This window comes from Nonomuraea sp. NPDC003709 (assembly GCF_040610775.1).
Taxonomy (GTDB): domain Bacteria; phylum Actinomycetota; class Actinomycetes; order Streptosporangiales; family Streptosporangiaceae; genus Nonomuraea; species Nonomuraea angiospora_A.
In genome coordinates, this window is the sequence record NZ_JBEXMW010000011.1 from 113,564 (window position 1) to 129,887 (window position 16,324).

Here is a 16,324-nt window from a genome sequence, read left to right on the forward strand (position 1 = left end):
CTCCTTACCGGAAACGGTCCTTCCAAAGCCACGCCCCGGCACCCATTCGGCAATGTCCGGCCGCTCTTCGCAATCTCGGGACGTCGTAGGAGCTGCCGGGTGAGGGACGGATCGCGCGTGCCACAAGCCCGGCGGCCACCGCCAGCGCGGCGAGGGCGTAGGCGATGGTCCCGGAGCCAGTGCCCATGTACGCCGCGCCGCTCGCCAGCGGGACGCCGAGCCACTCCCACCGGCCGTCGAGGGCGACCAGCGCGACGACCAGTACGGCGTACCAGGAATAGCCGGGTGTGAACACGAGGAACCCCACCCCGGTCACCAGCAGGGCGCCCTGCCACGGCCGGTCCGCGTCACCGTGGCGGAGCACGTGGAAGACCGCGATCCCGAGGATGACGAGGGCCGCGGGGAACGCCCACGAGTCGGGGAGGACCAGTCTCAGCAACGCGTACCGGTCCCTGCTGCCGGCGTCGTCGTAACCCTCCTCGGTCAAGTAACCGAAGAAGTATCCGAGGACCGAGCCGCGCGAGGCGAGCGCGTACGGCAGGTAGGCGAGCGCCACGACGAGAGCGGCGGGGCCGAGGACTGCCAGGGTGTCGAGCATCCGGCGCGCCGGAGTCTTTCCGCCTGTCGCGAGGACCCCGGAGAGCGCTCCGGGGACGGTGACGGCGGGCAGCAGCTTGGCGGCGGTCGCCGCGCCGAGCAGCGTGCCGCCGAGGACCCTGTGCCTGTTCACCGTGGTCAGGGCGGTGACGGCGAGCAGGACGCCGAGCGCGTCGACGTGGGCGTTGTTCACCAGTTCGAGCGGGACGGCGGGACACCATGCGAAGCAGGCGGTGTGCGCCGGAGCGTTGGCCCGGGTGCCGGCTCGGCGGCTGAGCGTGATCAGCAGCACTGCCGAGGTCGCGAACGCCAGGAGCGCACCGCCGATCTGCAGCGGCTTGTGCCGTGCCCCTTCGGGCGAGAGTCCGTGTACCAGGAGGAAGTACGCCTCCGCGAGGGGCGGATAGATCGTGTGCACGCCGGGGCGGTTGATCCGCGTGCACGACGTGACCGGGTCGCCGGAGTGGATCAGGTAACGATCGGGCCCTTCGCAGTCGGCGCCGCGAGGGAAGAGCCAGAGGTCGCGCAGCGGCGCCAGCGCCGCCTCTGCCGGGGCGTGATCGTAGGGCGAGACGCCCGCGGCCTGCACCCGTCCGTCCCAGGCGTAGCGGTAGGAGTCGGTGCTGGTGGCGGGCGGAGCGAGGAGGCCGGTGGCGGTCACGGCGATCCCTCCGACGATCACCAGGCACATCGCCTGGCGCGTCGGCAGCCCGCGCACAGCCCACGTCGCCGCGCAGAAGAACGCCCACGCGAGCGCGTACGGCCAGAACAGGTCGTGGCGATCGGCGGGAACGACGTCCCCGCCGATCGCCAGCGCGAGCGTGCCGACAAGGGCGGCCAGCAGGACGGCCGTTCCCACCGCGCGGCAGGTCACGCCGGGCAAGCCAGGGGTGCGGTGGCGAACTCTTTCATCCCCTCGTCGAACCCGATCCGGGAGTGGAAGCCGAGCTCCGCACCCGCCTTGTGCGGAGCGGCCACGATGTGGCGGACGTCGCCCAGCCGGTACTCCCCCGTCGTCACCGGCTCCGGCCCGCCATGGTGCGTGGCCAGTGCCACGGCCATGTCACCGACACTGTGCGGCTCCCCGCTGGCGATGTTGTACGCGGCCAGCAGGCCCGGTCGGCCGCCGGAGAGCGCGGCGACGTTCGCACGAGCGACGTCGCGAACGTGGACGAAATCCCGCAGCTGCCCGCCGTCCTCGAACACCCTGGGTGCTCGACCGGCCTCCAGCGCGGACCGGAAGATCGCCGCTACCCCGGAGTACGGCGTGTCCCGGGGCATCCTGGGCCCGTACACGTTGTGGTACCGCAACGCGACGGCCGTGCCGCCGGTCTCGCGCGCCCAGTTGGCGGCCAGGTGCTCCTGCGCCAGCTTGCTGGTGGCGTACGCGTTGCGGGGATCCGCCGGCGCGTCCTCATCGATGGTGGCGTAGACCACCTCCGAGTCGCACCGAGGGCAACGAGGTTCGAAGAGCCCGCGTGCCAAGGCGGCGGCGGAACGCGGCGCGGGCCGTACCCGGCCGTGCCTCGGACAGTCGTAGGCGCCCTCGCCGTAGACCACCATCGAGGAGGCCAGCACCAGCCGCCCGACCTCTTGCCGGGCCATCGCGGCGAGCAGCACGGCCGTGCCGTACACGTTGACCGAGGCGTAGTCCGGCAGGTCGGCCACATTCACGCCGAGCCCGACCTTGGCCGCCTGGTGCACGACGACGTCGACCCCTGCCATCAACCGGTCGAGCGTGGCGGCGTCGCGCACGTCGTCGCCGGTCCTGAGGTCGAGGCGAACCACCTCGTGTCCGGCCGCTTCCATCGCCTCCGTCACATGGCTCCCGATGAACCCGGCCGCGCCGGTGACCAGCACCTTCGCCTCGCGAGAAGGGGTCATCACAACACCGCCGTTCCGGCGAGCGCGGCGGCGAATCGGGAGTGGGGAGCCAGCGCCGCCACCTCCACCGCGTCCTCCATGGTGTCCACATCGGTCAGGCAAGGCAGGCAGGCGACGCTCATTCCGGCCTCAATCAGTCTGTTCAGCTGGATCTCTCCTGTGGTCGGCTCGGACATCGGCACGCCGAGCAGCAGATCGGGGTCGGGGGCGCGCAGCCCGAGAAGCCAGAACCCACCGTCCGTCGCGGGGCCGAACACCGCGTCGTGGGCGCCGAGCAACGACACGGCTTCAGCCAGCAGGCCGACGGACACCTGCGGGGTATCCATGCCGATGAGCACGATCGGGGCGGGCGACAGCCGGTGGGCGTCGTCGAAGGCGGCGGCGAGCCGTTCGTCCAGGCCGTCGCCGCGCTGCGGAACGACCGTGAACCCGGCGGGCAGCCACGCCCCGGGAGCCCCGTCGAGAGCGATCACGCGGCGGGCCACCGGAACCCGGGCGACCGTCCGCAACGTGTCCTCCAGCGCGGCGCCGGCCAGTGCCGCGGCCTCGCGCGGAGTGCAGGGCGGGGTCAGGCGGGTCTTCACCTTTCCCGGTACGGGCTCCTTGGCGATCACCAGAAGTTGCGCGCCGTCGATATGGTGCGAACTCACGTCATACCGCCCCCTCGGCCATGACCCGGCGCATGTCACCGATTGTCCGGAGCGTGCCGCGTACCGTACCGGTCACCTTCGACCTCCCCGTACGGGCCAGATAGTCCACCTCGACCTCGGCGATCCGCCAGCCGGCCGCACCGGCGCGCAGCACCATCTCCAGGGGGTAGCCGAACCGCCGGTCCGCCAGCTCCAAGGCCAGCAGGGCGGCACGTCCGCACGCCCGCATCGGCCCCAGGTCGTGCAGGTCGGCACCGGTACGGCGGCGCAGCTCGCGAGCCAGCACGGCGTTGCCGAGCCGGGCGTGCACCGGCCAGGAGGCGCCCGGTCCAAGGACGCGGCGACCGAGGACCAGATCGGCCTCACCCGCCCGGACCGGCCCCGCGACGCGCGGCAACTGCCCGGGATCGAGGGACGCGTCAGCGTCCATGAAGCACACCACGTCCGCCGTCGCGGCCGTCAGCCCCGCGTGGCACGCGGCCCCGAATCCGGGCCGGGGCTCAGCCACCACCATCGCGCCGAACTCCGCCGCGACCCTCGCGGACCCGTCGGTCGACCCGTTGTCGACCACGATCGGGCGGAAGCCGGGCGGCATCCGCCCGAGCACCCAGGGCAGAGCCGCCTCCTCATTCAGGCAGGGCAGAACCACGTCGATCTCCATGGGCCGACGCTAACGCGGCAACAGCGCCCCTTCTCTTACGAAAGGATGACGTCGTTCCGAGAAATGACCAGTTCGAGTCCGCGGAAATACGGCTTCATGGCCGAACCCGTGGTTTGGGCCACCGGCCCCCGCGCCCCCGGCAGAGCATGCGACTTGTCCTGATTTGCCGTATTTTGACAGTTCGCCGAGGGCGTGATGGACGCGGTTTTGCCAGTCGGTCGCGGCTCCCCGTCCTTAACAGCTTCGTAAGGATCGTCACCGACCTGCCGGGGTAATGTGCCTGCATGATCACAAGTAGTCGCGTGAACATTCCGGCAGTCCTCTTTCCCAGCTTCCGCCACAATGGAAGAGTCGCGTGATCGGCGCTTTCTACGAAGAAGGTCTCAAAGGCAGAAACGTATACGTTGAATATGCCGACGGCCGAATGCGGTCGCTCTCCGCCGAGCGCTGGCTCCGGTACAACGAGGGCGACGAACACATTCTGGCCCGATGCTGCGGGCCCACTCTCGATGTCGGTTCGGGACCCGGAAGACTGACCGTGGCGCTTACCCGGATGGGGGTTCCCGCCCTGGGCATCGACATCACCCCCCTGGCCGTGGAGCTGACCCGCCGCGCTGGCGGCCTGGCGCTGCGCAGGTGCGTCTTCGAACCCCTTCCAGGAACCGGGCGGTGGGCCGAGGCGCTCCTGGCCGACGGCAACATCGGCATCGGCGGCGACCCCGCAGCCCTCCTCCGGCGCCTGCGCGAACTGGTCAGGTCAGGAGGAACGGTGATCGCCGAACTCTCGCCGCCGGGCGTACAGAGCGAGGTCCACACCGTACGGCTGCGCCAGGACGGGCGCACGGGCGACTGGTTCGCCTGGGCGACCGTCTCGATCGACGATATCGCCCCCCTTGCCGGGCGATCCGGGTTCCCCACCGTCGAGCACTGGAACGCGGCGGGGCGATGGTTCGCATCCCTCTCATGACTCACCCGGCCGCGACCATAACCCGTAGGTTCGATCTGACGGGAAACCCGAGCCTCATCGCGCGCGGTACGGCGCAGCATCCACCATCACTTCCCGACACGACGGCGGGGAGAATAAGCAGCACCCCGCGGCACTGAGCGACACCAATCGAACCGACTCATAATCAGACGGGACGCCTGACATTCTCAACTACGGGAAAGGCTGCCGGTTCAGCACTCGATCACCACCACATATCGCGGACCGCGTTCGAGCACGTCTATTTCGGCCCCCCAAACAAAGGTGCCGCCGGGGGGCAGCTCGTGTCGCTCTCATGTGAACTGGGCACGTGCCGACTCCACCGCCCGCTAGGCACCGGGCCAGGCTGCGGCGGGACTCGCCGACGTTCAGCTGCGCGCCGATCACCCTGCGGTAGCACAGTCCCAGGCTGTTCAAGGCGCCCCAGCCGTTGGTGGCGAACATGCCGTAGACCAGGTCGCTGTTCATATGGACGCTGTCAAGGGCTGTCGCCTGCTCACGCCGACCGATCGCCATCACTTCGGTGCTGCTCGGTCTCATTCGACCCGAGGCATGCCTCACCGATCATGAAGCATTCGCATGGGTGCCTCATAGGGTGCCCTAGTAGTCTCAGGGAAATAGTGGTTGAACAGCACGGAGGCCATGAATGATGCGGTTAGAGCGGGGTTCGAGTCGGCTGTACGGCATGATGCTCATGCTGGCCGCGGTGGTCCTTGTCGTGGACCAGCTCACCAAGCTCTGGGCGGTCTCCACGCTGTCCGACAGTGAGCGCGTCGCCGTGATCCCCCCTCTGATTCACTTCCGGCTGCTTTACAACGCCGGCGCCGCGTTCTCCGTAGGCACCGGCGCGACATGGGTGTTCGCCCTGGCAGCGGCAGCCGCAATGGTCGGCATTCTCTACACCGCGCGTCGGCTGGCCTCCCCCGGCTGGGCGCTCGCGCTGGGCATGCTGCTCGGCGGGGCGGTGTCTCACCTGGGCGATCGGCTCTTCCGCGAGCCCGGCTTCGCCCGCGGGCACGTCGTGGACTTCATCGACTACGGCCCGTTCGTGGGTAACGTCGCCGACATCGCACTCACCTGCGGGTGCGTTGCGATGGTACTGATCAGCCTGCGCGGTGTGCCGCTCGCCAGGGTGCCGGGCGAAGAGTCCGCCTAGCTTCTGGCCCAGGGCCGTGTGCAGCTTGGCGCCGCGTTCGGCGAGCTGGGTGCCGACCGTGTGCCGAAATCCGGTTGAGCGACTGTCGAAGGACGTCAGGCCGGGCCCGCCATGAAGCCCTCGTCGCGGATGCCCAGGTAGATGGCCGGGCGGTACTGGCGCATGGCCTGCTCGATGACCGGGATGTACTTGGGGTTCGAGCCCAGCGGGAGCCGGTAGCCGTTAGAGACCGTGTGGAACTCCCAAAGGTGCTCCATGTCCGGGTGGCGCGCGCGGAACCGCGGGTCGGCGGGGAAGAGGTCGATGCGGACCTTCGTCCTGCGGATCAGGTAGTCGGTCGGCCTGACCCGGCGCGGCTGCGTACGCGAGATGCTCACCCCGGACAGTTCGTTCCATGGGGCCGCCCACGGCGTGCCCTGGGGGTCGTCCCAGCGCACGCCGAAGCCGTCGAAGACGAGCCGGCGCGGCCGGCTGATCTTGCGCCAGGCGAGGACCGGCAGCAGCCCGATGAACAGGAAGATCAGCCCGAAGATCAGCTCCATGACCGCGGTGCGCGAGCCCGGCGTGTGCCCGGTGAACGAGGCGAAGATCGAGACGAGCCCGATGAGCCCCGCGACGGAGCCGCCGATCAACGCCTTCACCTTGGCGTCACCGCCCACGTCGATCACCACGGAAGGCGGTGCGAAGGCGGAGGGCCGCTGCTGGCGGCGGCCCCGGCGCGAGCTTGCGCCGCGTCGAACTCCTCGGCCCTTCTCCCCAGTGGACGGCCGTCATGCCCGTGAGGGTGTCCGCGCCCGCTGGATCCAGCGGGTCACGCTGGTCGGGCAGGCCTTGACGGCCCGGACTCCGTTCTCCGCCGAACATGCGGCTGACCTCACCAGTTCGTGAAGGCTCCGTCGAGCCGGTTCACTCGGGGGGTACGTCCGGTGGCCGGCGCCTGCCCCGCCAGCAGCGTCGGATCGACGTCCAGGCCCAGTCCGGACCGCTCGTCGGCGACGAGCACGCCGTCCACGGGTACGGGGGCGAAGCCGAAACCGGCCGGAACCGGCCCCGGCGGCATCTCCTGCACGCCGAAGTTCGGGCAGGTCAGGTTGAAGTGCAGGGCAGCGGCCGAGGAGACGGGCCCCAGCGGGTTGTGCGTGGCGATCTTGATGTGGTGCGTCTCGGCCAGCCCGGCGATCTTGCGTGCTTCCGTGATGCCGCCGACGATGCCCAGGTCGAGGCGGGCGTAGTCGATGAGCTCGTCCTCGATCAGCGCGCGGAACTCCCACTTGGAGCTGAGCTGCTCGCCCGCCGCGAGCGGCACTCCGGTGCGCAGCCGCAGCATGCGATAGGCGTCCAGGTTCTCGCAGCGCAGCGGATCTTCCACGAAGTACGGCCGGGCCGGTTCGATCTCCCGGCACAGAGTGACCGCCTCGGGCAGATCGAGCCGGGTGTGGGCGTCGATGATGAGCTCGATGTCGTCGCCGACCGCCTCCCGTACGGCATGGAACTGGGCGATCGCCACCCGCATGGCCTCGCGCGGCTCCAGGACATCTCCCGAGGTCGGCACCACGAGCCGCAGGTAGCGCCAGCCCTCCTCGACCAGCCGGTGGCAGCTGTCGATCACCGCCTGGGTGTCGAAACCCTCCGGGTGCACATGGGTGTAACACGTCACGTGATCGCGCACCCGTCCGCCGATGAGCCGGTAGAGCGGAGCGTCGTGCGCCTTGCCCAGCAGGTCCCACAGCGCGATGTCGATCGCGGAGATCACGCACGTGGTCGACCGGTCAGCCGGGAAGAAGTCGCCGCGCGCCATCGTCTGCCACAGGTGCTCGATGCGGTCGGCGTCCTGGCCCACCAGCACCCCGCGCAGGCGATCGAGTACGGCCCCGCTGACCTCGGGCGAGACGCGCACCCCCACCTCGCCCACGCCGGAGATGCCCGCATCGGTGTCCACCACGACGAGGAGCATGTTCTGCCCGCGGTCGGGGACGGCGTACAGCGCAACGTCAACGATCTTCAAAAGGCCTCCTCCGTTTGAGGTGATTCTGTCGTGTTGCAGCAACTTTGCCAAGAGTTTCCGAGATGTATTGACTTGTCACCGTGGCGGGTGCAGTCTCTAGCGCAAACGTTGTGGGAGGCAGCATGGCGGTGACCCTCGCGGACGTGGCGGCAGAGGCCGGCGTGTCCAAGGCGACCGTGTCGCGTGTGTTCGGCACCCCGGACCGGGTCAACGCGGTGACGCGGGCCCGTGTCCTGGAGGTGGCCGAGCGCCTCGGCTATGCGCCGGATCCGACGCCGCGCTCCAGCAGGACCGGCTCGATCGGCCTGATCGTGCCCGACATCGTCAACCCCTTCTTCCCGCCCATGATCAAGGCGGTGCAGCGACGGGCGAGATCTCGCAATTACGGCGTCTACCTGGCCGACAGCGACGCGCACCCCGGCGAGGAAGCCGAGGCCGTGGCGATGATGTCCAAACAGGTAGACGGGCTCATCTTCTGGTCATCGCGGCTGCCGGCCGAGACGCTGGCCGACGTGGCCACCCGCGTGCCGACCGTGCTGGTCAACCGGGGCGCGCCCGGCGTGCCGACGGTCGTCGCCTCGAGCGAGGACGGCATGCGGCAGGCCGTCGAGCACCTGTACGCCCTCGGGCACACCAGGTGCGCCTACGTCAACGCGCCGCGTACGGTCTGGTCGAACCAGCACCGCCGCGCCGCGGTGCAGCGGGCCTGCAAGGCGCTCAGCATGGAGCTGGTCGAGCTGGGCCCGTTCGCGCAGTCCATCGAGGGCGGCGTGCAGGCCGCCGACATGGTCGTCGCGCACGGCGTCACCGCGGCCATCGCCAACAACGACATGACCGCGGTCGGGCTGCTGCTCCAGCTCGCCAACCGCGGGCTGTCCGTGCCCGGCGACATCAGCGTGGTCGGCGTGGACGACACCTACCTGGCCATGGTGGCCAGGCCGGCGCTGACCACCGTACGGATACCGGTCGAGGAGATCGGGTCGATCGCGGTCGACCTGCTCATCGGCATGCTCCACTCCGGCGACCAGGGCGAGGGCGGCCCTGTCGAGGTGGACACCCAGCTCATGGTCCGTGACTCGACGGGCCCCGCCACGGAAAGGATCACCTGGCCGACCAGGCCACTGCCCACCCTGGAGTAACCACCACCCAAATCTCCGGCATCCGCTCGTCTGCGACCTGCGGCCATGCCGGCGTGCAGAAAAACGCTCGGGGGCCTTGTAAGAGGAAGGAGCTGGCAGGTGCGAAAAAGAGCACTTCTGCCGATCGCGCTCACCGCAGCCGCCGTGCTTGGACAAGCCGTACCGGCCCAGGCAGTCGATTTGCCCTACCAGAACAGAACCGGGGTCGGCATGCCCGTGCCGGCCCGTGACCAGGCAGTTTCGCCGCAGCGGATGCGGGAGCTGGCCGTCGCTTTCGTCCAGCCCTCGGCGGACAACCTGGATGCCTCGCTCGACAAGATGGCCGAGGCCGGGGTGCGCCGGGCCCAGATCGTCGCGTCGTGGACCGGGATTTGCCAGAAGCGCGATGAATGCGACTGGTCGAAGCTGGACGCGTACTTCGCCAAGGCGGCCAAACGCGGCATCTCCACCGCTGTGCACATCAACTCCACGCCCGACTGGGTGCACCCGGACCTGGTGGACACGGTGGAGAACTACGGAGAGCGGATCTGGTACCCGCCGACCAGGACGCCGGAGGAGTTAGCCGAGTTCGAGAAGTTCGTGACCACGCTGGCGAGTCGCTATCGCGGCAAGGTCGAGAGCTACGAGATCTGGAACGAGGAGAACTGGCGCGACTTCTACAAGCCCGTCGAGGACCCGGCGGACTACGCCAAGCTGCTGCGCTCCGGCTATCTGTCGGTCAAGGCCGCCGACCCGCGAGCCAAGGTGATCTTCGGTGGGACCACGCGGACGGACCCCGGGTTCGTGCGCGAGGTGTACGCCGCAGTCCGGAAATATCCGGACGCGGTGCAGAGCCGCCACTTCTTCGACCTCATGGGCGCTCACCCGTACACCGACGACCGTCACCCCGACGACCACGACCCGGGCAAGGTGCGCGAGAACGCCGCCGGTGGCGAGTTCGACGACAACTTCCTCGGCATCGACCGGCTGTATTCGGAGATGGTGCGGCAGGGCGACGCCGACAAGCAGATCTACCTGGGCGAGTTCTCCTACTCCTCGGTGCGGACGTGGATGGGCCTGGTGCCGGACGATCGGCGCGCGTTCTACCTGCGGCGGGTGATGGAGCTGACGGCCCAGCGTCCCTACGTTTCGGGCCTGTCATGGTTCGTCTGGTCCGAGACGCGCCCGGAGGACGAATGGCGCGGCTGGACGCTCCTGGAATATCCCGACAAACCCACCCGCACCTACCTTGAGCTGGCCGAGCTCACCGGTGCCTCACCCACGGAGCGCGCACCGCGGCTGATGCTCGGCGACGGGACGGCTTCCGTGGACCGGCTTCCCTCGAATGTCGAGCGGGTCGAGCTCTACCTCGAAGGCGTCCGAGCCGCCTCCGGCACCTCTTTCCCGCTGACCTTCACCCCGCCCGCGCGGGGGACGACCCAGCTCGCACAGGCCGTCCTCTACACCGGCGACGGGCGCACGATCCAGACCACGACCGCCTGGCTCAGCGCCGGCAGGCCGGCCGTCCAGGTTTCCCACCCCAAGGTCAAGGCCACGCGCAACGTGGACGTGACCGCCGGGCTCAAGGTCACCGGCCCGGTCCTGCTCCGCGTGATCGACGCCTCGGGTGACGTGGTCATGACCATGCCGCTCGGCGTGGGCACCGGCAGGCAGACCCGTTTCGACGCCCTGGTCGCGCTCGACGACCCCGGCACCTACCAGCTCTCCGTTCACGATCCACGCGGCCGTCGGCTGGCCGATCCCGCCCTCCTGGAGGTAGTGCAGTGAAACTCCGTTGCGCGGCGGTCCTTGCTGCCGCAACGATCATCGTAAGCGCCTGTGGTTCCGCTGATCCTTCACAGGCGGCCAAGCCCGCCGCCGACGAAGGCCGCGGCCCGATCACCTTCGCCAACGGCAAGGACTCCAGCGGCGTGCTGCAGGGTCTGATCGACAGGTGGAACGCCTCGCACCCCACCGAGAAGGCCACGCTCGTCGAGCTGCCTCCGCAGGCCGACCAGCAGCGCCAGCAGCTCATCCAGAACGCCCAGACCAAGTCGGATGCCTTCACCGTCGTCTCCCTCGACGTCGTGTGGACCGCGGAGTTCGCCGCCAACGGCTGGGTCGACGAGCTGCCCCTTGGGGACTTCCCGACCGACAAGATCATCCCGTCGCTGGTGGAAGGCGCCAAGTACTTCGGCAAGCTGTACACAGCCCCGTGGGGCGGCGGCACCGGCCTGCTCTACTCGCGTACCGACCTGCTGAAGAAGGCGGGGCTCGAGCAGCCCAAGACCTGGGCCGAGCTCATGGCCGCCTGCGACAAGGTGCTGAAAATGCCCGAGGCCAAGGGCATGGACTGCTACGGCGGCCAGTTCAACAAGTACGAAGGGCTGACCGTCAACCTCTCCGAGGCCGTCAACTCGGCAGGCGGCTCGGTCGTCGGCGCCGACGGCAAGCCGACCCTGACCACCCCGCAGGCCAAGCAGGGCCTGGACTTCCTCGTCGAGGGCTTCAGGAAGGGCTACCTGCCCAAGGAGTCCATCACCTGGGACGAGGAGGCGGGCCGCCGCGCCTTCCAGGCGGGCAAGCTGCTGTTCCACCGCAACTGGTCCTACCAGTACACGCTGGCCAACAAAGAGGACGGCTCCAGCAAGGTCGCCGGCAAGTTCGACGTCTCCCCCATCCCCGGACTCAACGGGCTCGGCAAGGGCACGATCGGCGCCAACAACCTGGCCATCAGCAAGTTCGCCAAGAACAAGAAGTCCGCGCTGGACTTCATCAAGTTCATGACGAGCGAGGAGACCGCCAGACACCTGATGCTCGAGTCGTCGCAGTCGCCCGCCTACGCGGCGATGTACGACGACCCGGCGCTGGTGGAGAAGTTCGGGTTCCTGCCGATGCTCAAGGAGGGGCTGCTCAACGCGGCGCCACGACCGGCGGTCGTCCGGTACGGCGACGCCACGGCGGCCATCCAGGAGGAGATCACCGCCGCCCTCAGCGGCCAGAAGCCCTCCGACCAGGCACTGACCGCCCTCCAGGACAGACTCGCCAAGATCATCGCTAACCAGTAGCGGCTCCGGCGGGGCCGGGTTCACCTGCCCGGCTCCGCCTGCGGTTCGCTCCCCACTCCCACCAAGCCGGAACGCGGACGGCTCCCCCGCTCGCGTCGATCAAGGCTCTCCCGGGGTTGAACCCCCGCCGACACCTCGATCGACGCGCCCCGCCCTACCCGATTGAGCAGATACGCCGGGACCCATAACCGGAAAGTCTCCGGAGTTCCTCAGGCTTCGCCGTACGTGAAGGGACGAAACGTGACGATCAGCATTGCCGCCCCCGTCAAGCGGGCGGCGCGGCTCCGCCCCCGAGGCGGTGACCCATGGACGGCCGCGCTCATGCTCGGGCCCACGCTGCTCACGCTCGCCCTGGTCGCCGGGTATCCCGTGGTCGCGGCGCTGCGGCTGTCCTTCGTCGAGGTCGCCAACCGCGTCAACCAGCAGACCGGCATGATCGAGGCGACCGAGTCGTTCGGGCTTGGCAACTATGCCGGTCTGTTCACGGGGGCGTCCGGCGAGGCGTTCCGCAACGCGTTCTGGAACACCACGCTGTTCACCATCGTCGGGGTGGCCGCAGAGGTCGTGCTGGGTGTGGCCATGGCGCTGGTGATGCAGCGGGCGTTCCGCGGGCGGGCGCTGGTGCGGGCCAGCGTGCTGGTGCCGTGGGCGATTCCGACAGCTATTTCGGGACTTCTGTGGAAATGGATCTTTGAAACGGACGGCGTGGCCAACGCGGTGCTCAACACGGACATCGTGTGGACCGCCGACCACGCCACCGTCTGGGGCTTCATGTCGGCGCCGTTCACCGCGGTGCTCATCGCCGACATCTGGAAGACCGCGCCGTTCATCGGTCTGCTCGTGCTGGCCGGGCTGCAGATCATCCCCAAGGACGTCTACGAGGCCGCGCGCGTCGACGGCGCCTCGGCCATGCGGACGTTCTGGCAGATCACCCTGCCGCTGGTGCGGCCGGCGCTGGTGGTCGCCGTGCTGTTCCGCCTCCTGGACGCGCTCAAGATGTTCGACCTGCCGTTCGTGCTCGTCGGCGCGAACAAGCACTCGGTCGAAACCCTGTCCACGCTGGCGCAGTACGAGCTTTCGAACGTCAGGTACGGCCCGGCCGCCGCCTACTCCACCGTGCTCTTCATATACGTCGCGGTGATCGCCTTCATTTTCGTCAAGGTGCTCGGCGCCGACCTCATCGGGCGCGGCCTCAAGGGCCGCGGGTAATGGCCGTTCCAAGCTCGCTGAAGGGACCCGCATGATGTCCGGGCGCACGATCTACAACATCGGCATCGGGCTGATCGTCGTTTACTGCCTGGCACCGTTCTATTGGATGATCGCCACGGCGCTGCGCCGGCCGGCCGACTCCTTCGACCTGTCCCCGCTCCCTTTCCCTTTGTCGTTCGACAATTTCACGGCCGCGTTCTCCGTGCAGAACGGCTTCGGCCGGGCGCTGGTCAACAGCCTCGTGGTGGCGGGAACGACGACACTGCTCACGCTGATGATCGGCATCACCGCCGCCTACGCGATCGCGCGACTGGAATTCCCCTTCAAGAACGTCATCCTGGCCGTCATCATCGCCACCTCGATGTTCCCCGGCATCTCGCTGCTGATCCCGCTGCTGAAACTCTTCGTCGGACTGGAGTGGATCAACACCTACCAGGCGTTGATCGTCCCGAGCATCAGCTTCGCGCTGCCGCTGACCGTGTTCAACCTGACCGCGTTCTTCAAGCAGATGCCGCACGAGCTGGAAGGCGCCGCCCAGGTGGACGGCTGCAGCCGCTGGCAGGCATTCCGCAAGGTGATTCTGCCGCTCGCCATGCCAGGCGTGTTCACCAGTGCGATCATCACGTTCGTCGCGGCGTGGAACGAATTCATCATCGCGCTGTCGGTGACCAACGAGAAGGAGATGCGCACCGCCCCCGTCATCACCGCGCTGTTCACCGGCCAGTACAAGTTCGACCAGCCGTTCGGCACCCAGATGGCCGCCGGCGTCGCCGTCACCGTTCCCCTCGTCATCGGCGCCCTCGTTTTCCAGCGTCGCATCGTCGAGGGCCTGACCGCAGGAGCACTCAAATGACCCGCGCACTCGCCGTATTCGCCCACCCGGACGACGTCGACTTCAACGCCGCAGGCACCGTCGCCCAATGGGTGGACTCCGGAATGGAGGTTTCCTACCTGGTCGTCACCCGCGGGGAGGCGGGCGACGGCGAACCACGCGAACGCATCCAGGAATTGCGCATGGCGGAACAACGAGCGGCAGCCGAAGCGGTGGGCGCGCGGAAGGTGTACTTCCTTTCCGGGTACGCGGACGGCCGGGTCGAGGTCTCGCTCGACCTGCGGCGGGACATCGCCCGCGCCATCCGCCAGGTGCGGCCGCACCGCCTGCTGACCAGCTCTCCGACGCGGACCTGGGGCCTGCGCGACGCGGACCATCCCGACCACGCGGCCGTGGGCCAGGCGGCCTCTTGCGCGGTCTACCCCGATGCCATGAACCGCTACGTCCATCCCGACCTGTCGGACCTCGAGCCGTGGCAGGTGTCGGAGGTCTGGTTCAGCGAGAGCCCCACGCCGGACCTGTACGTCGACATCACCGACACCTTCGACCGCAAACTCGCGGCACTCGCCGCCCACAAGACCCAGCCGGGGACGGGTGAAGTCGAGAACCGCGAACGCTTCGCCGCCATCGCCGCCCGCGGCGGCCTCCCGCCGGGCCGTCTGGCGGAGGCCTTCACCGTCATCAAACGCCGCTAGTACGACCGCCTGCCGCACGCCGGCGCCGCAGGCCGGGCTGCGCCCGATCACGTTATGGGGTTACGGTGCTCCTGCCGGTGATCTACTCTGATCAACTGTCATACGGGGCAAGACGGGCGAGGTGGCATGACATCGGCGCAGCCTGGTTACATGGTCGGCGGACGTTACCGGTTGATCGAGGTACTGGGGGCCGGCGGCTTCGGACGCGTCTGGCGTGCCCATGACGAGGTCCTGGACGCCGAAGTGGCGATCAAAGAGCTGCAGCTGCTGCCGGGGATGTCCGAGGCGGAGCAGGACAAGCGGCTGGAGCGCAGCACGCGTGAGGCCCGCAACGCCGTCCGGCTGCGGGCGCACGAGAATGTCGTGGCCATCCACGACATCGTCTCGGACGGCCTGCCCTGGATCGTGATGGAGCTGATCGACGGCCAGTCGCTGCACGAGCACCTCGAGACGCGCGGACCGCTGCCGGTGGACACGGCCGCACAGCTGGCCATGGCGCTGCTGAAGGCGCTCGGCGCGGCCCACCAGACGGGCATCGTGCACCGCGACATCAAACCGGCCAACGTCATGCTCGCCGAGGACGGGAAGGTCCTGCTCACCGACTTCGGGATCGCCGTCCACACCACCGACACCACCCTGACGACCGCCGGGATGACCATCGGCTCGCCCGAGTACATGGCCCCCGAACGGTTGCGCGGGATCGACGGGCTCCCCGCCAGCGACCTGTTCTCCCTGGGCGTCACCCTCTACCAGGCCGTCGAGGGCGTCTCGCCGTTCCGCCGCAACACCCAACCGGCGGCACTGACCGCGGTCCTGCTGGAGGAGCCCCCGGCGCCGCGACGAGCGGGCCGGCTCGCGCCGCTCATCACGCGGCTGCTCGACAAGGACCCCGGCAACAGGCCGACCGTCGAGGGCGCGCTGGCCATGCTCGGTGAGCGGCAGCCGAGCCGGGACCACGGACGGGACGGCACCAGGATCCTCCCGCCCGGGCAGGTCCCCCAGCAGGGGTGGCAGCACAAAGGTGTCGCGGTGATGATGGCGATCATCTTCGCCCTCGCTCTCCTCGGCCTCACTCACCTCGGCATCACCTGGGACGAACTCGAGGATGAGTTCGACCGTGAAGACATGATCCCCCTGGTGGTCGCCGTCCTCGCCGACATCGGTCTGGCCGGCTTACTGTGCGCGCAGATCGCCCGCTTCGTGCCGCCGATCGCCGGGAAGACCGTTGCCGTCGTCGTGGGTGTCGTCGGGTTCCTCGCCGGCAGCGGCGCCGCGTTTCTCGCCTTCGACGGCATGGGCCTGATTCTCCTGCGCCTCATCCCGTCTTTGGGCGACGACGAGGTCATAGTGATCGCGCCGCTCGTGATCACCGTCGTCATGCTCATCGCGGCGGGCTGGACCTGGGAGTCGAGGAAGCTCTGGCGCTCCAGGCCCGGTGGCAACAGCCCATCGGCGACACACTGACCG

15 protein-coding genes are annotated in these 16,324 nt (G+C 68.8%); 9 read left to right on the top strand and 6 right to left on the bottom strand.

Going from position 1 to position 16,324, the window contains the following annotated elements:
- Positions 1-4: 4 nt before the first annotated feature.
- Genes ABZX61_RS31190 through ABZX61_RS31205 form a run of 4 tightly spaced genes read right to left on the bottom strand, consistent with a single transcriptional unit; the run spans position 5 to position 3,792 of the window.
- Positions 5-1,456: a glycosyltransferase 87 family protein gene (locus tag ABZX61_RS31190; RefSeq protein WP_355199714.1), complete on the bottom strand. Its 1,452-nt coding sequence runs from the start codon at positions 1,454-1,456 to the stop codon at positions 5-7.
- Between the two features lie 11 nt (positions 1,457-1,467).
- Positions 1,468-2,481: an NAD-dependent epimerase/dehydratase family protein gene (locus ABZX61_RS31195; RefSeq protein ID WP_355199715.1), complete on the bottom strand. Its 1,014-nt coding sequence runs from the start codon at positions 2,479-2,481 to the stop codon at positions 1,468-1,470.
- The gene (locus ABZX61_RS31200) at positions 2,481-3,131 is read right to left on the bottom strand and encodes a TIGR04282 family arsenosugar biosynthesis glycosyltransferase (RefSeq protein ID WP_355199716.1); all 651 of its coding nucleotides are present in this window, start codon (positions 3,129-3,131) and stop codon (positions 2,481-2,483) included. Before ABZX61_RS31200 ends, ABZX61_RS31195 begins: the two co-directional genes overlap by 1 nt.
- 1 nt (position 3,132) lies before the next feature.
- A complete protein-coding gene (locus tag ABZX61_RS31205; protein ID WP_355199717.1) occupies positions 3,133-3,792 on the bottom strand; it encodes a glycosyltransferase family 2 protein in 660 nt (219 codons plus the stop codon).
- A 424-nt stretch (positions 3,793-4,216) separates the two neighbouring features.
- On the opposite strand from ABZX61_RS31205, the gene ABZX61_RS31210 reads away from it, so the two are divergent.
- Both ABZX61_RS31210 and ABZX61_RS31215 read left to right on the top strand, forming a co-directional pair.
- Positions 4,217-4,759 carry a methyltransferase domain-containing protein gene (locus tag ABZX61_RS31210; RefSeq protein WP_355199718.1) on the top strand — a complete coding sequence of 181 codons (543 nt, stop codon included), beginning with the start codon at positions 4,217-4,219 and terminating at the stop codon, positions 4,757-4,759.
- Between the two features lie 700 nt (positions 4,760-5,459).
- Positions 5,460-5,930: a signal peptidase II gene (locus ABZX61_RS31215; protein WP_355199719.1), complete on the top strand. Its 471-nt coding sequence runs from the start codon at positions 5,460-5,462 to the stop codon at positions 5,928-5,930.
- 95 nt (positions 5,931-6,025) lie between these two features.
- Here the strand turns inward: ABZX61_RS31215 and ABZX61_RS31220 are convergent, their stop codons facing one another.
- Positions 6,026-6,598, bottom strand: coding sequence for a hypothetical protein (locus tag ABZX61_RS31220; RefSeq protein WP_355199720.1), 573 nt, complete (start codon positions 6,596-6,598; stop codon positions 6,026-6,028).
- 206 nt (positions 6,599-6,804) lie between these two features.
- Positions 6,805-7,935, bottom strand: a complete 1,131-nt coding sequence (locus ABZX61_RS31225; protein WP_355199721.1) for a mandelate racemase/muconate lactonizing enzyme family protein — start codon at positions 7,933-7,935, stop codon at positions 6,805-6,807.
- A gap of 122 nt (positions 7,936-8,057) precedes the next feature.
- Between ABZX61_RS31225 and ABZX61_RS31230 the strand changes: the two genes are divergently transcribed.
- From ABZX61_RS31230 to ABZX61_RS31260, 7 genes are all read left to right on the top strand, one after another.
- Positions 8,058-9,074: a LacI family DNA-binding transcriptional regulator gene (locus ABZX61_RS31230; protein ID WP_355199722.1), complete on the top strand. Its 1,017-nt coding sequence runs from the start codon at positions 8,058-8,060 to the stop codon at positions 9,072-9,074.
- 99 nt (positions 9,075-9,173) lie between these two features.
- Positions 9,174-10,841, top strand: a complete 1,668-nt coding sequence (locus tag ABZX61_RS31235) for a hypothetical protein (RefSeq protein ID WP_355199723.1) — start codon at positions 9,174-9,176, stop codon at positions 10,839-10,841.
- Positions 10,838-12,121: an ABC transporter substrate-binding protein gene (locus tag ABZX61_RS31240; RefSeq protein ID WP_355199724.1), complete on the top strand. Its 1,284-nt coding sequence runs from the start codon at positions 10,838-10,840 to the stop codon at positions 12,119-12,121. Before ABZX61_RS31235 ends, ABZX61_RS31240 begins: the two co-directional genes overlap by 4 nt.
- A gap of 240 nt (positions 12,122-12,361) precedes the next feature.
- Positions 12,362-13,330, top strand: a complete 969-nt coding sequence (locus ABZX61_RS31245) for a sugar ABC transporter permease (protein ID WP_355199725.1) — start codon at positions 12,362-12,364, stop codon at positions 13,328-13,330.
- A gap of 31 nt (positions 13,331-13,361) precedes the next feature.
- A complete protein-coding gene (locus ABZX61_RS31250; protein WP_355199726.1) occupies positions 13,362-14,183 on the top strand; it encodes a carbohydrate ABC transporter permease in 822 nt (273 codons plus the stop codon).
- Positions 14,180-14,857, top strand: coding sequence for a PIG-L deacetylase family protein (locus ABZX61_RS31255; RefSeq protein ID WP_355199727.1), 678 nt, complete (start codon positions 14,180-14,182; stop codon positions 14,855-14,857). The genes ABZX61_RS31250 and ABZX61_RS31255 overlap by 4 nt, the downstream gene beginning before the upstream one ends.
- A 150-nt stretch (positions 14,858-15,007) precedes the next feature.
- Positions 15,008-16,321: a serine/threonine-protein kinase gene (locus ABZX61_RS31260; protein WP_355199728.1), complete on the top strand. Its 1,314-nt coding sequence runs from the start codon at positions 15,008-15,010 to the stop codon at positions 16,319-16,321.
- The last annotated feature ends 3 nt before the right edge of the window (positions 16,322-16,324 follow it).

What these genes read in the sequence shown, in the direction of transcription:
- ABZX61_RS31195 (WP_355199715.1), bottom strand. Translation starts at nt 2,481, where the DNA reads ATGACCCCTTCTCGCGAGGCGAAGGTGCTGGTCACCGGCGCGGCCGGG.
- ABZX61_RS31205 (WP_355199717.1), bottom strand. Translation starts at nt 3,792, where the DNA reads ATGGAGATCGACGTGGTTCTGCCCTGCCTGAATGAGGAGGCGGCTCTG.
- ABZX61_RS31210 (WP_355199718.1), top strand. Translation starts at nt 4,217, where the DNA reads ATGCGGTCGCTCTCCGCCGAGCGCTGGCTCCGGTACAACGAGGGCGAC.
- ABZX61_RS31215 (WP_355199719.1), top strand. Translation starts at nt 5,460, where the DNA reads ATGATGCTCATGCTGGCCGCGGTGGTCCTTGTCGTGGACCAGCTCACC.
- ABZX61_RS31230 (WP_355199722.1), top strand. Translation starts at nt 8,058, where the DNA reads ATGGCGGTGACCCTCGCGGACGTGGCGGCAGAGGCCGGCGTGTCCAAG.
- ABZX61_RS31250 (WP_355199726.1), top strand. Translation starts at nt 13,362, where the DNA reads ATGATGTCCGGGCGCACGATCTACAACATCGGCATCGGGCTGATCGTC.
- ABZX61_RS31255 (WP_355199727.1), top strand. Translation starts at nt 14,180, where the DNA reads ATGACCCGCGCACTCGCCGTATTCGCCCACCCGGACGACGTCGACTTC.
- ABZX61_RS31260 (WP_355199728.1), top strand. Translation starts at nt 15,008, where the DNA reads ATGGTCGGCGGACGTTACCGGTTGATCGAGGTACTGGGGGCCGGCGGC.